Raw genomic sequence first — 17,526 nt, forward strand, 5'->3', positions numbered from 1 at the left:
CCGGGAGTCCCTCGACTCCCGGCCTCGGTCTTCCGAAATGTGATTTCGCTCGATCAGTGATGTGCAAAGGATGGTGGGGGATGACTGCTCTTGATCGACTCCGTGAACGGTGGTGTGAGCAGGGATTGATCTGGAAGGACGGACCGGGTGCCACGGCATCAGCACAAGCGCCCGGTCATTCCGAAGCGGATCGATCGGTGACGTTCAGGCAGATTGCCGGTCAGGTGTTGATGAACAGTCACGCCGACGACAAGCAGGCCGTGCTCGATGCGGTCGGGCTGACGATGCGAGACCTGTTCGATGACACCGCAGGTACTCGGTATACCTATCGCGACGGTCGCACGGTGTATCGCACCTATGACGACCGCGGCCGCAAGAAATTTCGCCAGTCAGGCAACACCGGCGGCCGAGATCTGTATCGGATCGAAAGACTCGACGAAATAGCTACTGGCGCAACAATCTACATTGTCGAGGGCGAGAAGGATGTACACGCCATCGAATCGGTCGGTGGTGTTGCGGTGTGCTCGGCGATGGGGGCTGGGAAGGCGCACCTGTTCGATTGGTCGCCGTTGGCCGGTCACACCGTGGTGATCGTCGCGGACGACGATGAACCTGGACGGCGGCATGCGATGCAGGTCCACGACCTCGTCGAACCAATTGCGGGTGGTGTTGCAGTCGTGGTTGCACGGGCCGGTAAGGACGCCGCCGACCACATCGCGGCCGGATTCGGACTCGACGAATTCGAGCCTGTCGACTTCGGCGGCCGAGCAGCTCGACGACTGAAGATCACCCGTGGCGCTGATGTGAAGATGCAGCGGGTCAGATGGGTAATCGAGGACTGGATCCCTGCTGGATCGCTTACGCTGCTCGCCGGCCGGGAAGGGCTGGGCAAGTCCACGCTGGCGGTACAGATCTGCGCCCAGATCACCATGGGAGCGCTGGAAGGCGAGCTGCACGGCACACCGAGGAACGTGCTGTACATCCATTCGGAGGATTCGCGAGAGTTCACCGTCGCGCCGCGGTTGAAAGCAGCCGGCGCAGACATGAACCGGGTGTTGTTCGTCGATGTCGAGACCGCTCAAACAGATTCGGGGACAGTAATTCTCCCGCTGGATCTAGGATCGTTGGAGAAAGTGATCGTCCAGAACCAGGTGGCGTTCGTGGTCCTGGATGCGGCGACGTCGAGCATGTCGTCGGAGCTATCGGGCAAGGATGACCGGGCTGTACGTTCGTATCTCGAGCCCCTTGCACAGCTTGCTGCGAGACAGGGCTGTGTGGTGTTTGGCCTCTGCCACTTCGGCAAGCGAGACGGTACCGACACCGGCAAGCTAATCCTCGGCTCGATCGCGTGGTCGCAGGTCGCGCGGTCGGTGCTCTCAGTCGCTAAGGACGACGAGGGCGGGAACCTGATCGTCACCAACACAAAGGCCAACCTCGCGCCGCGCACTCGGTCGATGGAAGCGACGATCGTGTCAACTGAGGTTGAGACGGAGGACGGCCCGACCGAAGTCGGTGTCCTGAAGTGGCTGGGGGAGACCACCCGCGATGCGCGAGAGCTACTGAGCGGCGTTGACGAGGAGACCGAGGAGCGCGACGAGATCACCATGGTCATCCGCGACTACCTCATGGCATGTGGTGGTTCGGCGCCCGCGTCGGAGGTTCTGAAGGTGACTAGAGCGGCGGGGTTGACGGACAACGCGGTAAAGAAGGCGCGGAAGAGAGCCGGTGTACGCACGTGCAAGGATGGGTTCAGCAAAGGCTGGGTGTGGACTGTGGGGCGGTTTCCCGCTGACGAAGAGGGTCACCCTTCTATCGAAGGTTCCGAAGATTCCCGTATGCGCATACGGGAATCTTCGGAATCTTCGGAAGCTTTGTAGCTCGTGTCCTTGCGAGATGACGGGGACCAAACTGAGGTGACTAGGGACCGTACGTCTAGGGGCAGCTGGACATGACGGTCTTCATGCTCAAGGCCAGCTTCTTGAGGCTGACGTGAGGAGTCCCTCAAACCACTAGCGCGAACCGTACAATCGCCGTACATTGGTCGTCACAACCAACCACCCCTCAACACCCCAGCGTTACTGAACATCGCCCCTGGTCAGTTGAGAGTCACAAGGCAGGGCAAATGAGCACAAAAACAGACCGTGTCGAGGTTCGTGTCGAAGAAGAACGACACCAGCAGATTCGCGCCGCTGCAGAAGCGGTCCATGAAAAGCCTTCGGAGTTCATCCGTAACGCCGCATACGAGCGAGCTGACAGGATCCTAGCCCTATCCAGTCGCACCCTGATGCCAGCTGAGCAGTTCGACGACATGATTAGGTCACTAGACATCGCTGACGATGCGCCGGCTCTGGCTAAGGCTGCGGCTAAACCGCGTGCCTTCGTTCGGGGATGACGTGGTTATCCACCGGGATCACTGCTGATCATGATCTCGGAGAGTTCGATTGTGGTAACGATGACTTGAACTCTTGGCTGCGGAAGTCTGCGTTGGATGCTGAGCGAAAGTGGACAAGTCGCACCTATGTGTGGGTGAAGCGTGATGATCCGACAGTAAGGGCGTATTACGCAATTGCGCCAACCTCAGTCGACTCTGACCTGGATGGGCTGCATCAGAAGTACTCGACAGGGCTCAGGTCCGTTCCTGGGTTCTTGCTGGCAAAGTTCGCCCTAGACCGCACACTTCAGGTCAGGGATTGGGTGAGCAACTACTTGTAGATGCAGTCAGCAAGATTATGGGGGCTTCACAAGCTTCCGGGGGGAGGCTAATCGTGGCCGATGCGATCGACGCAGACGCGTTTAGTTTCTACCGCAAGTATGACTTTCAGCCGATACGTAAGACCGAGAATCGACTGGTGATGAAGATGTCGACTGCCCTCAAGGCATTTGGCGCCTCTTGAGCCATGCCCATCTTTTGCCCACAAGTGAGAGCGTGACTTGCCTGTTCTCAGTGATACATAGAGAGCATCTTTGCAGGTGGACCGAAGTTAGGGGTGAGTCATCGGTGGTCCGCGCTGCCTTTGCAAGGCAGATGTCAGGAGTTCGAATCTCCTAGGCTCCACAATCACGTGAATACAGGTAAAGGGCGCTTCCGATCTTTCGGAAGCGCCCTTTCTCTGTTGCTGCCCCGGCCCGTCTGCCCACATTCCACACTCGAAGGGTGACGCCCCGCCTCTCTCCGCGACTCGCCGAGATCGTCGCCGCGCTGCCGCTGGAGCCGCACCTGCGTGTGTTGGAGATCGGGTGCGGTCCCGGCGCCGCAGCTCGGGCCGTCGCCGAACGGCTGACCACCGGACACATCCTCGCCATCGACCGGTCCCGGGCGGCGATCGACCAACTGATCTCCTCGTCCGGTGACCTCATCGCGTCGGGGCGGCTGAGTGCGCGTCGCGCCGCCATCGAGGACTTCGTCGTAGGGAAGGGAGAGGAGCCGTTCGACCTCGTCTTCGCGATCAGGGTCGGTGCACTCGACGGTCGGCACCCCGAAGCCGGCAGAGTCGCTCTGGAGCGGATCGCGGCGGCGACACGGCCGGATGCGCGCCTGTTCGTCGACGGTGGTGACCCGCTCCGAAAGCTTGTCATCCCGAGGTGATCGTGAACGGTCCCGAATCGACGGTCCGTTTCACGTGAAACATCAGGAGAGCGCGGTGGTGAGAACCCTGCGGATCGAGGAACGCACCTCGTCGAGCTTGCGGCCGGATTCGATCAGTTCCGTGCCCTTGTGCACGAGGGCGGTGACGAGTTCGGCGTCGAGTTCGGGATCCGCGACTCCTCGGGCGCGTAGCGCCTCGACGAGGGGGAGGACCAGATCCTGGTGCATCGCGTGCATGCTCTCGTCGCTGAACGCCTGGGGTGTGAAGGTGGCGAGAGCACCGACGATCGCGTGTTCCCCCTCCGCGACCAGCTGCAGGTTGACGTCGATGTACGTCAACACCCGCTCGGTCGGATCGGAGACCTTGTCCATCGCCTCGACCACGCGCTTGTTCCAGCGAGGGAACAGGTCGACGACGACTGCGCGCAGCAGGTCGTCGCGAGAATCGAAGTAGTTGTAGACGCTCGACCGTGCCAGACCGGCGCGACGGGCGACATCGCCGAGGGAAGGCGCCTGTTCCGGCGTCTCGGCGAGGAGTTCGAGTGCTGCATCGAGGAGGGCGCGGCGCTGCGCGGCGCGATGCTCCGCGACCGTCGCTGCGGAAATCTTCGGCACCGCCGGCCCTCCTCGTTCAGCTGTCGACCGCTCAGTCGTGGGGTCGAAGTCTTCCGTCGACCATCTCCAGCACGCGATCGCAGTGCCGCAGGACTTCGTGGTCGTGGGTGACCATGATCGTAGCCACTCCACTGGTGTGGGTTTCCCGTGCCAGCAGTTCGACGACCTCGTGGCTGCGTGTGCGATCGAGCGCCGCGGTGGGTTCGTCGACGAGCAGCAGCGACGGTTCGGCCATCAGAGCCCGCGCGATGCCGACCCGCTGACGCTCACCGCCCGACAGCTGCCCGGGTCTGCGATCCGCGCGGTGCTCCATGCCCACCGACGCGAGCAGTTCGGTGGTGTTCCGCCCGGGCCGTCCGGTGATCTTCTCCACGAGAAGCAGCTGATCGCGCGCCGTGAGGGCGGGGAGAAGGTTGCCGGACTGGAACACGAAACCGATGCGTTCGCGCCGCAGCTTCGTTGTGGCCTTCCGGCCGAGCTCTGTCAGTTCGATTCCGTCGACCTTCACGATGCCGGAGGTGGGTCGGCTCAGCCCACCCGCGACCGCCAGCAGGCTCGACTTGCCGGCGCCGGACGGGCCGACGATCGCGACGAGTTCACCTCGGGTGACGTCGAGGTCGACGTGGTCGAGGGCGTGGACCGTGCTGTCACCGTCGCCGAAGGACAGGCAGACGTCGGCCAGGTTCAGGCCCGTGGTGGTGGTGACGGTCATCGGTTCTCTCCCAGTGCTGCGAGCGGGTCGACGCGGACGATGCGGGCCACGGCGAGGGCGGCGCCGACGAGACCGAGGACGACGAGCAGGACGGCGCCCTGCACGATCGGCCCGGACTCGAGGACGAACGGCATACCGCTGCCTTCGAGGCCCGATCCGAGACCGAGGCCGATGAGCACACCCACGGCCACGGAGCCGACGAGCACGATCACGGCCTGCAGGAGCGAGTCCCGCAGGAGGAAGCCGGTGGAGGCGCCCATCGCGCGGAGCACGGCGATCTCCCGACTGCGCTGCACCGTCCAGATCGTGAAGAACGCTCCGACGACGAGGGCGGAGATCGCGTAGAGGAAGGTGATGATCATCGACATCGTCATCATCTCGGCGCTGTAGCCGGGTGAGGCGTCGAACGATTCCTCGAGGGTCTTCGCGGCCGTACCGGCCTCGGCGTCGCCGGCGGCGAGATCGGGCAGTGCTCCGTCGACGCCCTCGATCGCGACCACGCTGGCTTCGGCGTAGGCGCTCGGGGGAACCTGCTCACCGAGGCGGACGCCCGCGTGGATCTCCTGCCAGGTGTTCAGGGGCAGGTAGGCGACGTCGACGTGTCCGAAGGTGCGCTTGTCGGAGGTGAACCCCACGACGTTCAGCCGGGTGCCGAGACGGTCGACGACGATGGTGTCGCCGAGTTCGACGCCGGTGTCGCGGGCGCTGTCGCTGAGGACGACGTCGGTGTCACCGCCGATCGGTGTCCCCTCGGCGACCATGGGTTCGAGGAACGAGCCCGGCCGGATGCCGAAGAGGGTGAGGTCGACGGGGACCCCACTCTCGGTCTTCGCGTTGACGATGGTGTTGCCGAACAGTTCGGCCCGGGCGACGTCCGGGCGGGCACGCCAGGCGTCGGCCTGGTCCTCCGTGACCACGGATCGGGAGAACGCGGAGTCGGTCTTGGTCCCCTCGGCGAAAGCGAACGCCTGGACCGGTGTGCGCTGCAGGGCGGAGACACCGTCCACGACGAGACCGGACGACAGGCCGGACAGGATGACCATGAGGATCGAGATGAGCGCGACGACGGCGCCCATCAGCAGGAAGCGGGTACGCGCGAACCACAGTTCGCGCAGGGCAAGAAACATGCGGAGTCCTTCGTGGGCTGGACCGGACAGGTACCCCCGATCTTCTCGACGGCACGTCGATATCTTACCGACACCTTGTCGGCATCTTTCGTGACGGTTACTACATCGAGTAGTAATCCCAGGTGAGAGAAGTATTCTGGTCCCATGGCTGTCGACGTGGAGACCGTGAGGCGCATACGCGCGGTCTTCGTGTGCGGGATCTCGGCCACCCTGAGCGTCGCGGCGCACGCTGTCGCGGGTGGTGCCGTGCCGCACCAGGACGTGCTGGTGTTCCTCGCCGGTCTCGCCGTCGCCTCCGGGATGCTCGCCGCGGAGACCCGCCTGCCGGTGCCGCTGCTTCTCGTCATCGGTCAGGTGGCAGGGCACCTCGTGCTCGGACTGCACGACGGTCACCTGCACACCCCGACACCCGGGATGCTCGTAGCCCACGCCACTGCGGTCGCCGTGGCAGTCCTGCTCCTGCGCGGCGCCGAGAAGGGCTGCGAGGTGGCGCTCGCGGCCCTGTGCCGGATGCTCCCCGAGTTGTTCCGCGCGCTACCCGTAGCCGTCGCGGAATCCGCCCGCGTCATCCACCGGCCCCGCGTGGGTCCGGGAGTCCGGCTCGTCGGCGGGATGGGAAGTCGCGGGCCACCCGTAGTTCTCCGATAGGTCCCTCACCCGGTCGTCTCCCGACGACCGTTCGTTCGGCGTGCCCGCATGCCGCCACCGATCCACGGAGAATCATGAAGAAGACCCTGCTCTGCACCACGAGCGTCGCCGTCGCCACCGCACTGTTCGCGACCGCCTGCGGCTCCGATACCGCCACGACCTCGGCGGACGCCGTCGTCGTCGCCGATGCCTGGGTGAAGGCCTCCGACACCGGGATGACCGGAGCCTTCGCCGAGATAGAGAACACCGGAAGCGACGACCTGCACATCGTGGGCGCGTCCAGCCCTTCGTCCGCATCCACCGAACTGCACGAGATGGTGTCCGCGGAGGGTACCTCGAGGGTCATGCAGGAGATGGGCGACGGACTCGTCGTCCCTGCCGGGACCACCCACGCCCTCGCTCCCGGTGGTGATCACCTCATGCTCATGGACCTCGTCGAACCCCTGATTCCCGGCAGCACCGTGAGCTTCACTCTCGAATTCGCGGACGGTTCCACCGAAGAGTTCACTGCCCAGGTCCGCGACTTCGCCGGTGCCCAGGAGGAATACGCGCCGGCCGACGGCGAGGCGCACGATGGCTAGATTCACTCGGCGCGCCCTGCTCGGTGGTGGTGTCGCCGCGCTGGGTGCAGCGGGACTCGGCGCGGTCGGCGGTGGGACGGCGGTCGCGTCCCGCATCCCCGAGCCGATCGGCGCGCGGACCGTGGAGATCCACGGCACCCACCAGGCCGGTATCGACACCTCCGCGCAGTCGTTCGCGTCCTTCGTGGCACTGGACCTCGCCGACGGTGTCGATCGTGACGGGCTCGTCGGGATCATGCGGGTGTGGGCCGAGGACGCCCGGCGGCTCACCACCGGGACACCGGCGCTGGGCGACACCGAACCCGAACTCGCCGTCGACCCGGCCCGGCTGACGGTCACCGTCGGCTACGGTCCCGCGGTCTTCGACGCCGCGGGCCTGACCGACCGGCGGCCCGCGTGGCTGAAGCCGCTGCCGGCCTTCCCGATCGACCGGCTCGAGGAACGATGGTCCGGCGGCGACCTGCTGTTGCAGGTCTGCGCCGACGACCCGGTGACCGTCTCGCACGCGGTCCGCACACTCACCAAGAGTGTGCGATCGGTGGCGACGGTCCGCTGGATCCAGCGAGGGTTCCGGCGTGCGGCCGGCACGCGACCCGACGGGACGACGATGCGCAACCTCATGGGGCAGGTCGACGGCACCGTCAATCCCGCGCCGCACAGCCCGGACTTCGACCGGCAGGTGTGGAATCCGGGTGACCCGCCGTGGATGGCCGGTGGCACCTCGCTCGTGTTGCGCCGGATCCGCATGGAACTCGACACCTGGGACGAGCTGGACCGTCCCGCTCGGGAACTCGCCGTCGGCCGGCGCCTGTCGAACGGTGCTCCGCTGACGGGCTCGGAGGAGCACGACGACGCCGACTTCGAGGCCACCGACCGGTTCGGCATCCCGGTGATCCCGCCGGAATCGCACGTCGCGCGGGCGCGTCCCCGCACGGGCGACGAGCAGTTCCTGCGACGGGGTTACAACTACGACGACCAGGACGGTGCCGGACTGTTGTTCGCCGCCTACCAGGTGGACGTGGAGCGTCAGTTCGTCCCGGTGCAGCAGCGCCTCGCCGAACACGACGCGCTGAATCCGTGGATCACCCCGATCGGGTCGGCCGTCTTCCTCCTCCCACCGGGTTTCGGGCCCGACGGCTATCCCGGCGACGTCCTGCTGGGCGTCTGAGACAAGTCCGCGACGGATGTGGAATCGAGGTCTAGCCTCGATTGTGTGACCGAGATTACACAGATACGTCAAGGCTTCGCGTCGCTGCGGGAAGGCGGTCTGAACTGGGACGCCTTCCCGCTGCGTCTGTTCGCGAAGGGCAACGCAGCACATTGGGACCCGATGGACATCGACTTCTCCCACGACGCCGACGACTGGGCCTCGCTCAACTCCGAGCAGCGCCGCAGTTCGACCTATCTGGTCGCGTTGTTCGTCGCCGGTGAGGAGGCCGTCACGCAGGACATACTTCCGTTCCTCCGCGCGATGGAGGCAGAAGGGCGGCTGGGCGACGAGATGTACCTGACGCAGTTCTGCTACGAGGAGGCCAAGCACGTCCAGGTGTTCCGTCGCTGGATGGACACCGTGGGACTGACCTCCGACCTGCATCCCTTCGTCGCCGAGAATCCCTATTATCGGAAGCTGTTCTACGAGGAACTGCCGCACAGCCTCCGCGTCCTCGACCGCGATCCGTCGCCGGCCAACCAGGTCCGCGCGAGTGTCACCTACAACCACGTCATCGAGGGCAGCCTCGCGCTGACGGGGTACTACGCGTGGCAGAAGGTGTGCACGAAGTTCGGGATCCTGCCGGGCATGCAGGAGATCATCCGGCGGATCGGATCCGACGAGCGCCGGCACATGGCCTGGGGCACGTTCACCTGCAGGCGGCATGTGGCAGCGGACGATTCGAACTGGAACGTCGTGCTGCAGCGGATGGAGGAACTGCTTCCCCTCGCGACCGGCATGATCCAGTGGCAGAACGAGCAGTTCGACGAACAGCCCTACGGGCTCGACAACGACGAGTTCATCTCCTACGCGGCGGACCGTGCCCAGAGACGGCTCGGCGCAATCGAATCCGCGCGCGGACGTCCGCTCGAGGAAATCGATCTCGATTTCGCTCCTGCGGTGCTCGAGGATCGTTTCGGCGACGAGGACGCTGCCGCGCTCGCCGCGGTGCCCGCTCCCGATCGCGCCCCGGCGGAGCGAGCAGGGCAGTAGTCAGAGCAGCACACCGGCAACGAGCGCGATCAACACGAGAACGGCGACGACCCCGATGACCACCGTTCTCGTGTTGCCGCCGCTGCTGTCCTCCTCGGTGTCGGCGGTGAGAACGGGAACGGGTGCGGACTCCTCCGCGGCGCTGCGTGCATCCACGAAGTTCTCGGCCTCGGCACGCCGTTCCTCGAGTTCGCGCAGTCGCGCGAGGCCGCCGGTGAGAACGTCGGTTTCGTCGTAGGAGGGCGGCAGCCCGATCCGGGTCTTGTTGATCTCGCGTGCCGGGGTGAACCCGGCCGCGAGGATCGCCGCGCCGAGCGCCGCGGTCTGTTCCGGGCCCGGCCCGACGAGGCTGCGCACCGTGAGCTTCGTGGCGAGACTGTTCGCGATCTCCTGGATGTGGGTGCGGTCGCGTGCGACGAGACCGTCGCCCATGACGACGACGGCTTCGAGATTGTCGGGCATCCAGCCGAACGATCCGAGGGCCGTGGCGAGTTGGGCCGCCGGAGACGGCGCACCCTGGGCAGGAGTGCGGTACGCCTTGCCGGCGGGTACACCCGAGCGCACGAGGGTGACGGTCGAGCCGCCGTCGTCGAGATGGAAGACCCCCACGAGTTGGCCTGGGGTCTCGGATATCTCGGAGGCGTACCAGGCGGCGGCCGCCTGCGCGTCGGACACGAGATCGACGTGCCGCAGATCCGCGTAGTCCAGGGCCGCGCGCAAGGTCGCGATGGTGTCCGGATCCCAGTGCGACGGGTAGGTGGCCGCGTAACCGGGGTCGCTGTCGCGGTCCATGCCGCCGAAGGTCGGCAGCGGGTGGCACTCCCGCAGCAGGCAGTGGATTGCGGTGGCCATCGCGTCCTCGGCGCGATACATGCGACCGTCGCTCGCGGTGATGCCCGAGGCGTCGCCGACCCGTGTGAGGAAGCCGGCGATCGTGCGCGCTTCGTCCCCGTGCGCCACGCTGCCGAGCGACGTGTTGCCGTCGTGGTCGACGTGCAGGACGGTGTCGCGGGCGAGAACGACAGGGTCGGGAGTGCCGGGTTCGTTGGACGCGATGACCGCGGTGGACACGACTCGCCCGATCCGGAGGCCGACACCGATTGCCATGTCTTCCCTTCTTCGAGAGCCTGCTCGTCCGTCTTGCTGCCGAGGACCCGACTCGCTCCGGGTACGCCGGACAAATGCACCGCTTCGGGCGCGAAGAACGATTGTGGCAGACAGGGAAGGAAGTGCCGACCTTACTTTCCGGTAAGTACGTGTTACAGTCCGTACCGCCGTGACGAGGGACACACTGCTTCGGTGGATCCAGGTGGAGGAACAACATAATGGGGCGTGCTCGGAAGTGGATGGCCGCGGCGGTGACCACGACGGTCCTCGCGAGTGGGCTTCTCGGAACCGCGACGACAGCGGGAGCTGAGACGGATTTCTATCTCCCGCCGGATCCGCTGCCGACGGGTGCTCCCGGCGACGTCCTGCGCACGGCACCGTCCGATCTGGCGCTGCGCGCACCGGTCGCCGACGGCGTCTTCCCCGGTCAGGGCACCAAACTGCTGTACCGCAGCAACGACGCCAAGGGCGCGCCCAACGCGGTGAGCGGAACGTACATCGAGCCGTCGACGCCGTGGAACGGTCCCGGCGACCGGCCGCTCGTCGCGCTGGCCATCGGCACCCACGGTCAGGGTGACCAGTGCGCGCCGTCCCGCAATCTCGGGGCGCTCGTGAACTACAACCCTCCCCTCGACTTCTTCACCGAGTACGAGGTGCTGTCGATCAACGCGCTGTTGCTGCGCGGCATCGCCGTGGTCGTCACCGACTACGACGGTCTCGGTACGCCGGGGCACCACACCTACGTGAACCGCGCCGCCGAGGCGCACGCGGTGCTCGACTCGGTGCGTGCGGCGCTGAAGCTCGAGAACGCGTCGGTGACCGAGAACAGCCCGGTCGGCCTCTTCGGTTACTCGCAGGGCGGCGGCGCGTCGGGCGCTGCGGCCGAGCTCGCACCCGAGTACGCCCCCGAACTGAACCTCGTCGGCGCCTACGTGGGTGCTCCGCCCGCCGACCTGGTGGCCACGCTGAAGCAGATCGACGGCACGCTGCTCACCGGTGCCATCGGGTACACGATCAACGGCCTGGGCGACGCCTACCCGGAGATCCGCGACGAGATCGATGCCGAGGTCAGCGACCGCGGCCGCGAGATGCTGGCCGCCGTGGCGAACCAGTGCGTCCCGGAGACGGTCGCGAACTTCGCGTTCCAGCGCACCAGCGATTACACCCGCACGGGTGAGCCCCTCGACGTCGTGCTCGACCGCCTGCCGCAGGTCCAGAAGATCCTTGCGGAGCAGCGCATCGGCAACCGCACGCCGGCCGTGCCCGTCCTGCTCCAGCACGGCACGCAGGACGACACGGTCCCCTACGGTCAGGGCCGTCAGCTGGCGCTGGACTGGTGCGACAAGGGCGCGACGGTGCAGTTCCTGCCCAACACGACGCCGCCGATCCTGCCCGGCTTCGTCATCAACCACGCGGTGCCGATGATCGGCGGACTGCCCGAATCCGTCGCGTACATCGAAGCGCGACTGCGCGGTGAGCCCGCACCGTCGAACTGCGGAGCCTTCTGACGCTCCTTCGAATCCGCAATCGATCCGGCCCGCACCCCCCTTCCGGGGTGCGGGCCGGATCCGTGTGCAGGGTCTACACCGAGTGGCGGGTGTCGATGATCCGGCGCGCGACGTTCGTCTCGGTCGACGGGCCCGGTTCCCAGTGGGAGATCCACGGACCGGTGCCCTCGCTCGGATCGAGCACGCCGCGCTCGAGCCACTCGTATCTGCCCTCGAGAACACCGGACGCGGTGCGACGGTCCTCGGCGTCGGTGTTCGTCCACAGGGCGTCGAACAACTTCTCCACGCGAAGTCGCGACTGCTTGCAGAAGGCGTCGGCCAGCTCGAAGGCCGCGTCGGCTCCCGGATGCCCGTCCACGCGTTGTCGTTCGGCACGCACGCACACGGCGGTCGCGGCGAACAGTTCGCCTCCGATGTCGACGATCCGGCCGAGGAAGTTCTCCCGCTTCTCGAGTCCGGCCTGCCAGCGGGCCATCCCGTAGAAGGTCGAGCGGGCGAGCTTGCGCGAGCTGCGTTCGATGTACCTCAGATGCGTTGCCAAGGAACCGAATTCGTTGTAGGTCCGCGGTAGCTGTCCCTTGCCGGCGACGAGCTTCGGGAGCCATCGGGCGTAGAACCCGCTCGCCCGTACCGCGGCCTGCGCCTTCTCCTTGCCCGTCGAATCGGGGTCGGCGAGTTCGCCGGCCGCGCGCAGGTGGGCGTCGACCGCCTCGCGGGCGACGAGCAGACGCATGATCTCGCTCGACCCCTCGAAGATCCGGTTGATCCGCAGGTCGCGGACGAGTTGCTCTGCGGGAACGGCCCGTTCGCCGCGCGCGGCGAGCGACTCGGCGGTCTCGTAGCCGCGCCCGCCGCGGATCTGCACCAGCTCGTCGGCGATGAGGCATCCCATCTCGCTCGCCCACAACTTCGCCAGTGCCGCCTCGATGCGGATGTCGTTGCGCTGCTCGTCGTTCATCTGACCCGACAGCTCGACGACGGATTCGAGTGCGTAGGTGGTCGCGGCGATGAACGAGATCTTCGCGGCGACGGCCTCGTGCTCACCGACCGGCTTGCCCCACTGCACCCGCTCCGACGACCATTCGCGGGCGATCTTCAGCGCCCACTTGCCGGCACCCGAGCACATCGCGGGGATGGCGAGGCGACCGGCGTTGAGCGTCGTCAACGCGATCTTCAGCCCGTCGCCCTCACGCCCGATCAGGTTCTCCTTCGGAACCCGCACCTTGTGCAGCCGGGTCACGCCGTTCTCGATGCCGCGCAGACCCATGAAGGAGTTGCGGCGTTCGACGGTGATGCCGGGCGAATCCGCTTCCACGACGAAGGCGGAGATCCCGCCGCGATGGCCCTCGCTCTTCGGTATGCGGGCCATGACGACGAGCAGTTCGGCCACCACCCCGTTGGTCGTCCACAGCTTGACGCCCTCGAGTTCGTAGGCGCTGCCGTCCTCGACCGGGGTGGCGGTGGACGCGAGTCGCGCGGGGTCGGACCCTACGTCGGGTTCGGTGAGCAGGAAGGCCGAGATGGCGCCGCGCGCGCATCGCGGCAGGAAACGCTGCTTCTGCTCGGGGGTGCCGGCGAGCTTCAGCGGTTCCGGCACACCGATCGACTGATGGGCCGACAACAGCGCGCCGATGCTGGGATGCACGCAGGCGACGACCGTCAGGGCCCGGTTGTAGGCGACCTGCGACAGCCCGAGACCGCCGTACTCCTGCGGGATCTTCATGCCGAAGCAACCGAGTCCGGCCAGCTCACGGACGTATTCGTCGGGTATCCGCGCGTCGCGTTCGATGCGGCCGCCGTCCATCGAACTGCACGCTGCGCGTAGGCGTGCGAGGAACTCCTCGGTGCGGGAGTCCTCGTCGGGTGTCGGTCGCGGGAAGGGGTGGACGAGGTCGAGGGTGAGCCGTCCGAGGAACAGTTCCTTCGCGAAGGACGGCTTGTTCCACTCGGATTCGCGCGCCTGCTCCGCTACTTCACGAGCCTGCCGCTCGGTGACCTGTGGGGTTCGGACATCGGCGCTGTCTGCCATGACTGCCTCCGGGTCGCGTGCCTACTGGTGAGTATGCACCCGGATGTGTCGCTTATCACAGCTTCGGACATGTCGATCATGAAGCGGCCGGGATGTGAACGAGATCACTACCGCCGAGGTCGTTGGGGACGTGCCGGTACTTCCGGACGCGCCTACGCTCGAATCGTCACCGACGACGTGCCGGTACTTCCGGACGCGCCTACGCTCGAATCGTCACCGACGACGTGCCCCGCCCGTCACTCGCCGATCCGCACCGCGGATCGGAACGGAGGTGGCCATGGAATTCCTGGCCTTCGTCCCCGTCCTGCTCACCTTCCTCGGCGCGCTCTACTTCGCGGCGTGCCTCATCGTCGACCACGAGATCCGATCCGCGGAACGAGAATTCGGCACCGCGACCGGCGATCAGGCCTCCGAGGTGTCGGTGGACTCGGGGGAGACCGGCGTCGACGCGGCCTCTCCGGTCGTCGTCGCGGCGGATTCCGCCGGCCGCACGCGCGGCGGTTCCGGAGCGATCGGAGGGTGAGCCGGACGGCGTCGCCGGTAGAACACGACCCCGCCGGCGGCCACGACGGCAACCGCGCCGGCGACGACGAGACCGACCCGCCTGCCCGTGCGCTCCGGTCGCGAGGACGACTTCGCGGCACACCGCTCGGCCGCGGCCCGCCGGGCCACCGAGAGCAGTTCGCCCGCGACGTCCAGACCCTTGCGTGCTGCGAAGAGTCCGGCCGCACTCGAGCCCTGCGCGAGCGCTACCGCGCCCTCGCCGGCCACGCGGAGAGCACCCGCGAGATTGCCGGATTCGTCGTGGCGTCGCACGAATGCCGGAAGCCACACGTCGTCGGTCTCGACATGAATCAGCTTGCTCATGCGTCCACTCTTCCATACCGCCCGGACCTGCGGTCGTGACCGCAGAGCGTGTCCCGCGCCGCCTGTCCTGCCCGGGAAGGCGGCAATGGCACCATGGTGGGGTGACTTCACCGCATCAGACAGCAACGGCCACGCTCCACACGAACCGCGGCGACATCGCGATTGCGCTTTTCGGCAACCACGCGCCGAAGACGGTCGAGAACTTCGTCGGCCTGGCTCAGGGCACCAAGGAGTACAAGACCCAGAACGCCAAGGGCGAGACCAGCGGTCCGTTCTACGACGGCGCGGTCTTCCACCGCGTCATCGACGGCTTCATGATCCAGGGTGGCGACCCCACCGGCACCGGCCGCGGCGGCCCGGGCTACCAGTTCGCCGACGAGTTCCACCCCGAGCTGCAGTTCGACCGCGGCTACCTGCTCGCGATGGCGAACGCCGGCCCGGGCACCAACGGCTCGCAGTTCTTCATCACCGTCGGCCCGACCCCGCACCTCAACCGTCGCCACACCATCTTCGGTGAGGTCGTCGACGCCGAGTCGAAGAAGGTCGTCGACGCGATCGCGACCACCGCCACCGACCGCGCCGATCGTCCGGTCGACGACGTCGTGATCAACAGCATCACCATCTCCTGAGAGAGTTCCCATGACGAACCCCGGCTGGGGCTCCGCGGCCGAGGGTGGTGGCCCGCAGCCCCAGCCGCGGTGCGTTCGCCATCCCGACCGCCCGACCCTTCTCGCCTGCTCCCGCTGCGGCCGGCCCGCGTGCCCCGAGTGCCTGCGTCCCGCCTCGGTCGGTCAGCACTGCGTCGACTGCGTCGCCGCGGCCGAACGGTCGACACCGCAGGCCCGCACCATCGCCGGCGCACCCGTCCGCTCCGATCGGCCCTCGCCGATCGTGACGTACGTGCTCATCGCGCTGAACGTGCTCGTCTTCGGCATCACCGCCGCGCAGTCGGGCAGCGTGATGACCAACGAGCAGGGCTCGGCGCTGTTCCTCGACTGGGCGCTGTGGCCGCCCATCATCGCCGCGCACGGCGAGTACATCCGGATCCTCGGCAGCGGCTTCCTGCACTTCGGCCTGCTCCACCTGGCCGTCAACATGTTCGCGCTGTGGGTGATCGGCCGCGACACCGAACTCGTGCTCGGACGCGCCCGGTACCTCTCGGTCTACCTCGTGTCGATCCTCGGCGGGTCCGCGGCGGTCATGTTCATGGAGACCGGTGCGGTCACCGCCGGTGCATCGGGAGCGGTCTTCGGTCTGCTCGGCGCGCAGGCCGTCATCCTGCTGCGCCTGCGTCGTAGCCCGGCACCCGTGCTGACCATCGTCGGCCTCAACGTGATCATCAGCATCACCATCCCTGGCATCTCCCTGTGGGGTCACCTGGGCGGTCTCGTCGCCGGTGCCGCCGCGACCGCGGCCCTGCTCTACGCCCCGCAGTATCTCGGTGCCGGCACCGACCGAGACCGCATCGTGCGCACCGGGTGGATCGCGCTGGTCGCGGTCGTCGTGGTGACGCTGGTCGCGATCGTGCTCGCCGTCGTGCGGCTACGCGATCAACTGGGCGTCTGATCGGGCGCGAGATCGCGCACCGCCAACGCGGCGTGCACGTTCCGCGGGTCGGTGCCCAGATCCCACCTGCCGAAGATCATCAGGTTCTCCGTGCCGGTCGCGGAGTCGATCGTGTCGATCTCGAGCATCGGCACGCGCCGCCCGAAGCGCGGGTACTCGACGATCCGCACGCGGTGCAGGGCCGCGCGCGGGAACTCGCGACGACCCGTCAACCGCATCGTCGCGATCCCCGTTCCTCCAGGGAGCACTTCGAGACGCGGACGCTGCCGCAGCGCGAGCGCGACCATCACGAGGACGAGCACCGCCGCGAAACCCACCAGCACGCGACCGGCCGCGTCGGGAACCGCAACCGCGGCCGTCACGGCCAAGGCGATACCGGCGGCCGCCAACGCCGCTATCGCGGCGGACGGCGTCGCCCACCGCAGCGCTGTCTCGTCGGGCATCTGCGTCCTCTTCCGATACGTTCCCCGGAGACCTCCCACCGGGTTGTGCACAGTGTTATCCCCAGGTGGGGATGAATAACATCGGTGTAACCCGAGCGAGGTTGGGGGTCAGCGCCAGTTCATCGTCATGATCAGACCGACCACCATGAACCCGAAACCGATCAGGAAGTTCCAGGCACCGAGATCGTTCATCCACGTGATCTGCTCGGCCGCGAGGTAGTAGACGATCAGCCACAGCAACCCGATGACCATCAGGGCGAGCATCACCGTCACATACAACGTGCTCGACGGCGTGCCCTTGACCTTCACCGGTGTGCGGCTCACCGTCCGGGTCGCGGAGACGTCCTTCTTGCGAACCTTCGACTTGGGCATGGTGTCCTCGTTCTCACGACTCCACCCGTCGCTCACGGATGGAGTGGTCGGTCAACTACCTGTTGAGATCACGCTAACGTAAGGCCAGGATCGGAGGTACGACGTGTCGGAACGACGACTGCGCGCGCCCGTGTGGGGTTGAGATCACGCTAACGTAAGGCC

The 17,526-nt window shown here is 66.7% G+C and carries 19 protein-coding genes and 1 tRNA gene; 12 read left to right on the forward strand and 8 right to left on the reverse strand.

The features are described from left to right. Positions 1-80 precede the first annotated feature (80 nt). The 5 genes from LPH33_RS00105 to LPH33_RS00120 all read left to right on the forward strand — a co-directional run bounded on the left by LPH33_RS00105 (position 81) and on the right by LPH33_RS00120 (position 3,586). Positions 81-1,877 (forward strand): AAA family ATPase, encoded by a 1,797-nt coding sequence (locus tag LPH33_RS00105; RefSeq protein ID WP_229566634.1) that lies wholly within the window; start codon positions 81-83, stop codon positions 1,875-1,877. A gap of 245 nt (positions 1,878-2,122) precedes the next feature. Further along, entirely contained in the window at positions 2,123-2,392 is a 270-nt protein-coding gene (locus tag LPH33_RS00110) for a DUF1778 domain-containing protein (protein WP_229566635.1), read from the forward strand. Positions 2,393-2,765: 373 nt separating this feature from the next. Further along, positions 2,766-2,894, forward strand: a complete 129-nt coding sequence (locus LPH33_RS26790; protein WP_267499183.1) for a hypothetical protein — start codon at positions 2,766-2,768, stop codon at positions 2,892-2,894. Positions 2,895-2,981: 87 nt separating this feature from the next. Beyond that, positions 2,982-3,055 (forward strand) — tRNA-Ala (locus tag LPH33_RS00115). A 99-nt stretch (positions 3,056-3,154) separates the two neighbouring features. Beyond that, positions 3,155-3,586, forward strand: coding sequence for an SAM-dependent methyltransferase (locus tag LPH33_RS00120; RefSeq protein WP_060652406.1), 432 nt, complete (start codon positions 3,155-3,157; stop codon positions 3,584-3,586). A gap of 42 nt (positions 3,587-3,628) precedes the next feature. Here LPH33_RS00120 and LPH33_RS00125 read toward each other — a convergent pair whose 3' ends face one another. From LPH33_RS00125 to LPH33_RS00135, 3 genes are read right to left on the reverse strand one after another with little or no spacing between them, the layout of a single operon-like run. Next, positions 3,629-4,201, reverse strand: coding sequence for a TetR/AcrR family transcriptional regulator (locus LPH33_RS00125; RefSeq protein ID WP_229566636.1), 573 nt, complete (start codon positions 4,199-4,201; stop codon positions 3,629-3,631). Positions 4,202-4,232: 31 nt separating this feature from the next. Beyond that, positions 4,233-4,913, reverse strand: a complete 681-nt coding sequence (locus LPH33_RS00130; protein ID WP_229566637.1) for an ABC transporter ATP-binding protein — start codon at positions 4,911-4,913, stop codon at positions 4,233-4,235. Next, complete coding sequence (locus tag LPH33_RS00135; RefSeq protein ID WP_229566638.1) at positions 4,910-6,040, reverse strand: ABC transporter permease; 1,131 nt, start codon at positions 6,038-6,040, stop codon at positions 4,910-4,912. Before LPH33_RS00135 ends, LPH33_RS00130 begins: the two co-directional genes overlap by 4 nt. Positions 6,041-6,184: 144 nt before the next feature. On the opposite strand from LPH33_RS00135, the gene LPH33_RS00140 reads away from it, so the two are divergent. The 4 genes from LPH33_RS00140 (at position 6,185) to LPH33_RS00155 (ending at position 9,472) form a co-directional block, all read left to right on the forward strand. Continuing rightward, complete coding sequence (locus LPH33_RS00140) at positions 6,185-6,688, forward strand: hypothetical protein (protein WP_060652402.1); 504 nt, start codon at positions 6,185-6,187, stop codon at positions 6,686-6,688. Between the two features lie 74 nt (positions 6,689-6,762). Further along, positions 6,763-7,269 (forward strand): copper chaperone PCu(A)C, encoded by a 507-nt coding sequence (locus LPH33_RS00145; RefSeq protein ID WP_229566639.1) that lies wholly within the window; start codon positions 6,763-6,765, stop codon positions 7,267-7,269. Next, a complete protein-coding gene (locus LPH33_RS00150; protein WP_229566640.1) occupies positions 7,262-8,437 on the forward strand; it encodes a Dyp-type peroxidase in 1,176 nt (391 codons plus the stop codon). Before LPH33_RS00145 ends, LPH33_RS00150 begins: the two co-directional genes overlap by 8 nt. A 45-nt stretch (positions 8,438-8,482) precedes the next feature. Further along, the gene (locus LPH33_RS00155; protein WP_229566641.1) at positions 8,483-9,472 is read left to right on the forward strand and encodes a R2-like ligand-binding oxidase; all 990 of its coding nucleotides are present in this window, start codon (positions 8,483-8,485) and stop codon (positions 9,470-9,472) included. Here LPH33_RS00155 and LPH33_RS00160 read toward each other — a convergent pair whose 3' ends face one another. After that, complete coding sequence (locus LPH33_RS00160) at positions 9,473-10,579, reverse strand: hypothetical protein (protein ID WP_229566642.1); 1,107 nt, start codon at positions 10,577-10,579, stop codon at positions 9,473-9,475. A gap of 218 nt (positions 10,580-10,797) precedes the next feature. On the opposite strand from LPH33_RS00160, the gene LPH33_RS00165 reads away from it, so the two are divergent. Further along, positions 10,798-12,087, forward strand: coding sequence for a lipase family protein (locus LPH33_RS00165; RefSeq protein WP_060652397.1), 1,290 nt, complete (start codon positions 10,798-10,800; stop codon positions 12,085-12,087). A gap of 73 nt (positions 12,088-12,160) precedes the next feature. On the opposite strand, the gene LPH33_RS00170 is transcribed toward LPH33_RS00165, so the two are convergent. Together LPH33_RS00170 and LPH33_RS00175 are read right to left on the reverse strand one after the other, a co-directional pair. Further along, entirely contained in the window at positions 12,161-14,116 is a 1,956-nt protein-coding gene (locus LPH33_RS00170; protein ID WP_060652396.1) for an acyl-CoA dehydrogenase family protein, read from the reverse strand. Between the two features lie 402 nt (positions 14,117-14,518). Continuing rightward, a complete protein-coding gene (locus tag LPH33_RS00175) occupies positions 14,519-14,983 on the reverse strand; it encodes a hypothetical protein (RefSeq protein ID WP_229566644.1) in 465 nt (154 codons plus the stop codon). Positions 14,984-15,084: 101 nt separating this feature from the next. Here LPH33_RS00175 and LPH33_RS00180 point away from each other — a divergent pair, with 101 nt between their 5' ends. Next, entirely contained in the window at positions 15,085-15,612 is a 528-nt protein-coding gene (locus tag LPH33_RS00180; RefSeq protein ID WP_024102562.1) for a peptidylprolyl isomerase, read from the forward strand. A 10-nt stretch (positions 15,613-15,622) separates the two neighbouring features. After that, a complete protein-coding gene (locus tag LPH33_RS00185) occupies positions 15,623-16,549 on the forward strand; it encodes a rhomboid family intramembrane serine protease (RefSeq protein WP_059381972.1) in 927 nt (308 codons plus the stop codon). Here the strand turns inward: LPH33_RS00185 and LPH33_RS00190 are convergent. Continuing rightward, positions 16,534-16,992: a PH domain-containing protein gene (locus LPH33_RS00190; protein ID WP_229566646.1), complete on the reverse strand. Its 459-nt coding sequence runs from the start codon at positions 16,990-16,992 to the stop codon at positions 16,534-16,536. The genes LPH33_RS00185 and LPH33_RS00190 overlap by 16 nt on opposite strands. A 108-nt stretch (positions 16,993-17,100) precedes the next feature. Further along, positions 17,101-17,364: a cell division protein CrgA gene (gene crgA, locus LPH33_RS00195; RefSeq protein WP_006550938.1), complete on the reverse strand. Its 264-nt coding sequence runs from the start codon at positions 17,362-17,364 to the stop codon at positions 17,101-17,103. Positions 17,365-17,526 lie beyond the last annotated feature (162 nt).

Source organism: Rhodococcus sp. RDE2 (assembly GCF_020885655.1).
GTDB lineage: Bacteria > Actinomycetota > Actinomycetes > Mycobacteriales > Mycobacteriaceae > Rhodococcus > Rhodococcus pyridinivorans.